Source organism: Sphingobacterium sp. UBA7253 (assembly GCF_002472745.1).
Lineage (GTDB): Bacteria > Bacteroidota > Bacteroidia > Sphingobacteriales > Sphingobacteriaceae > Sphingobacterium > Sphingobacterium siyangense.
In genome coordinates, this window is the sequence record NZ_DKSP01000027.1 from 1 (window position 1) to 4,916 (window position 4,916).

Sequence of the window (4,916 nt, forward strand, 5' to 3'; positions counted from 1 at the left end):
TTAATAATTGGTTAGTTAAAACCTGGGGCTCCCAACCTCAGGTTTTCTTTTTTTTATATTTCCGGACAAGAATTTTAAGCGAAGTATGACTTCTATTATGATTATTCAAAATAAATTAGCGTTTTTTTTTATTTAAATATGTGTTTCAATTTGCTGTTTTTCAGGTGATTGCCTTTTGTCCCCCCTTTGTCCCCCTAAATTTTTTCTCTGTGTAGTTAGTTTGAGCTATTTTAGTGTCAGCATACTGTAATAGCGGAATTAGTAAAACAAAGATGGGGCGTTTTCTAAAAGTAGCTGCGGTATATCTTATCCATATCTTTATATATAAAAAGGGCCTTGGCCCTTTTTTTTATTCTTATTATTCAGATTGCCTATTTTGAGCCAAAGACACCTTGACCTAGATTTTGATATAGATCTTTTTCTTCCGTAGGCAATATGCGATCAACCAATTCAAAGCCACAAATAGCAGCGCAAATAGAGCGGAGGATAATCGTTGGTTTTGCCAGCTATCAAACAGGGAATGGTAGCTTAAGTTCCAGAGATTTTGATGCGTAGCCCCGATGAGAATAAAAGAACAAATCGTAGGGATTAAGCCGCTAAGACAATAGATAAATAGTGTATTCTTACCGAAATCGTCAAGGACAGTGTAAATTATCCCTTTGATGTTTTGAAATTCGATAAGATAGATTAATATACCAAGAAAAGAGAGTGCAATTCCAGTGCTGAATACGGCGTAGCTGCTGGTCCAGATCTTCTTATTAATAGGAAAAACAAATGACCATAGATAGCCAATCAGGATAAAGGACAGACCTACGATAAATAGGTTCATCAGCTCCCTTTTTCCTGTCAGTTTTTGAATAATGTACTTTCCGGTAATATACCCGAATATCGTTTGACTGATGGCCGGTAATACGCTCCAGATATCCTCTGGATCAAACGCTGTTCCCTCGCCGTGATAGAGATGGGATGCACCAAAGATTCGGATATCCAGTGCCGTTCCAAACCACCCCTCCAGACTATATGGATCTGTTGGATTACCAGAATAGCAAATTAGCCAATAAACTAATAGGAGCAAGATACTAATAGTGGCCGCACCTTTGTCTCTAAAATAGTATAGTATAATCGCCGTACTGAAATAGCAGAGCGCAATACGCTGCAGCACCCCAAAATACCTATACTTGGCAACGGGAATCCACTCGAGCTGGTGAAGACTATTCCATTCTACAAAAGGGAAAATATTTAAAAACAAACCGAGTAGAAAAAGGATGATTGTTCTTTTGACAATTTTATTCCAGTACAGTCCTGGTGCCAGCTGATCACTATTTTTTAAAGAAAATGCCATGGAGTTTCCGACAGCAAATAAGAAAAATGGAAATATAAGATCTGTAAACGTACATCCATGCCAGATGGAGTGTTCAAGTTGAGGAAATACATGATGATAGTTGCCGGGATTATTGACGAGAATCATAGCCGCGAGTGTAAACCCACGGAAAATATCCAGTGATTTAAAACGAGTCATAATAAAGTATATTAGTAAAAAAGGCTGTTCAAGAAATTAATCCTTTGAACAGCCTATGCTTGGTCTAATTAATAGCCTGGATTTTGAGTCAGGCTCGGATTTGCCTGCAGTTCCAATAATGGTATTGGAAGGAGCAGGCTATTTTGGTTAAAATTATACTTAATCAACGTGGGGTTGCTCTGTTTGCCGTTATCGCATGTAAATTTTATTTCATTTAGTTTATTCATTACATCTACCGTGACACCATAACGATTTAAATCATCCCAACGTTGACCTTCGAAAGCAAGTTCCAATCGCCGCTCGTTGAGAATGATGGCCTTTAGTGCACTGGAGCTGACACCGGATAAATCGGACAGCCCTGCGCGATGACGTATGACGTTAATGGTGTTTATCGCACCAGAAGTATTTCCCAAGGCGTTTTGAGCCTCTGCTTTAAGCAGAATGATGTCCGCAAGCCGCAAAAGGTAAAAATGATCGCCACTTTGGAAGCTGTTGGCATGTTTTTGCTTTACATTAAATGGTATTTCTGTATCGGCATCTCCACAAGGGTTCCAAAACTCATCTGCCCAAGGGACAGAGAAAAACCAGATGTTGGCATTCTTTCGTTCAGTGTCGCCAGCGCTGTCATAAGCTTCGACTAGATCTTTCGAAGGTGTGCCATACCGGCGCCATTCGTTTTCGTTGATTTGGCCATTTTCATCAAGATCCGGGAAAAAGAATGCACCACCCCAACAGCTTAGATTGGGACTGCCGGCGATATAGGGAATCTCTATGATGGATTCACTGTTATAGTTATGTTTACCGTCAAAAAGATCCGCATAGTTTTGAAGGAGCTGATAGCCACCTTTTCCAGTAATCACTGCATCGGCGTATTGCAATACCTTATTGTAATCTCGATCAGGGCGTTGTGCCCATATCTTGGTCAGCAAGGCATTTGCTGCACCTTTTGTCGCTCTAACCTTGTCGATAGAGGCTTGCCCAAATCCATCGGGAAGATTGTTTGCTGCCACTTGTAGATCCGAATCTATAAAATCATAAACCTCCTCTACAGTTGATCGCTTGATGCGTAATACTTCGGCATCGGTACTGTTGGAGTGTTTTTCCAAGGGTACACCACCGTAAAGTTTGACCAACTGATAATAATGGAAGGCTCTTAAAAATGAAGCTTCTCCAAGAATTTGTTTGCGTCTTTCATCCGAAAAAGTAGGATCTGTGACTTTATCAACATTGTCGATAACGATATTGCATTTTGAGATTGCTCCATACAGTTCTTCCCAATCCCTGCGTACCATTTCATTGGTATTGGTAATCGTATTATAGTCAATTTGTGCAAAGTCTATCTCACCACCACCGGCCGCATGCGCATTGTCCGAACGGATATCGGTCTGTAAAATCATCTCCCATTGATAATAATTGGCATTGCTTCCTGGGCGGGTACCATTGCCTATAAAAGAATTATAGGCCCCGTTTAATGCTTTCTCAATATTGTCTCCGGTGAGATAGGCATTTTCACTCGTTACCGTGGAGGTAGGCTGAAGATCTAAAAACTTTTTGCAGGAATTTAGAGCAAGAGAAGCCAATAAGGCGATGGCTAATGAGGTATATCTAGTTGATTTCATTGTTTGTAAGCTAAAAGGTTAAAAAGTTAGGTTTAAACCAACAATAAAGGTGCGTGCCTGTGGCGAAGTACCAAAATCGATGCCCGGTGCCATATTGGAGCTCACGGTTTGCTGGTTAGTTCCCCCGTACATGCTTACCTCAGGATCTAAACCTGAGTATTTTGTGAATGTTAACAGATTCTCGCCTGTCACATAAAAACGGACCTTATTGAGCTTCCATCTTTCAAGCACTTGTTTAGGTAGGGTATAGGCCAAAGTCATCGATTTTACCCTGAGGTAGGAACCTTTCTCTACAAAACGGGAAGAAATCTGTGAATTGTAGTTGTCATCTGTATTGTTTAGATCCGGACGCGGCATAGTACTATTTTTGTTATTGACTGTCCATCTGTTTAACACGGCAGCACTTTGGTTTCTCGGTTCCCACATACCTTCTGTATAAATACGTGTCGCATTAAGGATATCATTTCCCTGTACACCCTGTAAGAAAAAAGAAAAGCTGAAGTTCTTATAGCTGAAATCATTTGTCATGCCATAAGAGAATTTTGGTGTAGCATTACCAATGATAGCCATATCACTCGTTTGAAGACCTGCTTCAGGATCGGCCATCTGATAGATCATATCTCCGGTGTCTGGATTGACGCCTTTCGCGACATAGCCCCAGAATGATCCCAATGCAACCCCTTCTTTTGCAATCGTACTATTGCCGCGGCCATCAATATTTCCGTCATAGTAGGTCCCGCCATCAATATTCAGTACTTTATTGCGATTGAGCCCAAAGGTAACTGTTGTATTCCATTTGAAATCGTGAACGAAATTTCGGCTACTCAATTCGAATTCGAAACCTTTATTCTGTAGGTCGCCGAGGTTTTTCAACGCAGTTCTGTAACCGGAACTATAAGGAACTCTTGAGTTGAGAAGTAGGCCTACAGTCCTTTTTGCATAATAATCTGCACCAAATATCAATCTGGAATTAAAGAAACTGGCATCCACACCAATGTCGGTCTGGTTTGTTGTTTCCCATTTTAGATTGGGGTTGTCCAAGGTAGCAGGTGTATACCCCGGTACAACCTGATCGCCGATATTGTACGATCCCGTGACGTCAACTAAACCAAGATAGGAAAAGGCCGGAATTTGGCTATTTCCAACCTTACCCCAACTAGCGCGGATTTTCAAATCGTTTACTGTGTTTTTCAGGGAACTAAAGAAATCTTCATTGGATAAACGCCAGCCGGCAGAGAAAGAAGGGAAGTAACCCCAACGGTTATTAGGCCCGAATACAGATGACGCGTCAGCTCTCAGATTTGCTGTAAATAAGTATTTGTCGTTATAATCATAACCGATTTTTGCAATGCCAGAAACAGTGGATACAGCAGCATCTATCGCTGTTGGCATCTCCGTAATCATCGAACCTCCATTAACGGTGTGAATTGCTGGATTAGCAAAATTCTGGGTAGCGATATTTGAGATTGTTGTTTGTGTTTTAGTGGTAATATAACCTAGTAAACCTGTGAAGTGGTGCTTGTCACTAAAAGTTCTGTCGTAGTTTAATGTATTTTCGGACATCCAATACTGATTATCCTGCTGCTGGAGCGTCGCCATTCCTTTATATTTTCTACCCTCCGTCGTGCGGAACGGATCCACAAAAGTGCGGTACTGGTTGTTAAATTTCTCATACCCAAACAGCGATTTGAATTTTACTCCAGGTAGGATATTGGCTTCCACAAAGGCATTTCCTGTAAATCTGTTGTTGATATAGCTGTGCTCGTTGCCTGTTGCCA

The 4,916-nt window shown here is 41.0% G+C and carries 3 protein-coding genes; all 3 read right to left on the bottom strand.

Annotation, left to right across the window (positions count from 1 at the left end):
- Positions 1–397 precede the first annotated feature (397 nt).
- The gene (locus B2X72_RS01880) at positions 398–1,519 is read right to left on the bottom strand and encodes an acyltransferase family protein (RefSeq protein ID WP_286848169.1); all 1,122 of its coding nucleotides are present in this window, start codon (positions 1,517–1,519) and stop codon (positions 398–400) included.
- 68 nt (positions 1,520–1,587) lie between these two features.
- Positions 1,588–3,138 carry a RagB/SusD family nutrient uptake outer membrane protein gene (locus B2X72_RS01885; protein ID WP_286848170.1) on the bottom strand — a complete coding sequence of 517 codons (1,551 nt, stop codon included), beginning with the start codon at positions 3,136–3,138 and terminating at the stop codon, positions 1,588–1,590.
- Positions 3,139–3,156: 18 nt separating this feature from the next.
- Positions 3,157–4,916 (bottom strand): SusC/RagA family TonB-linked outer membrane protein (locus B2X72_RS01890; protein WP_286848171.1); only part of this gene is annotated, 1,760 nt, incomplete at its 5' end.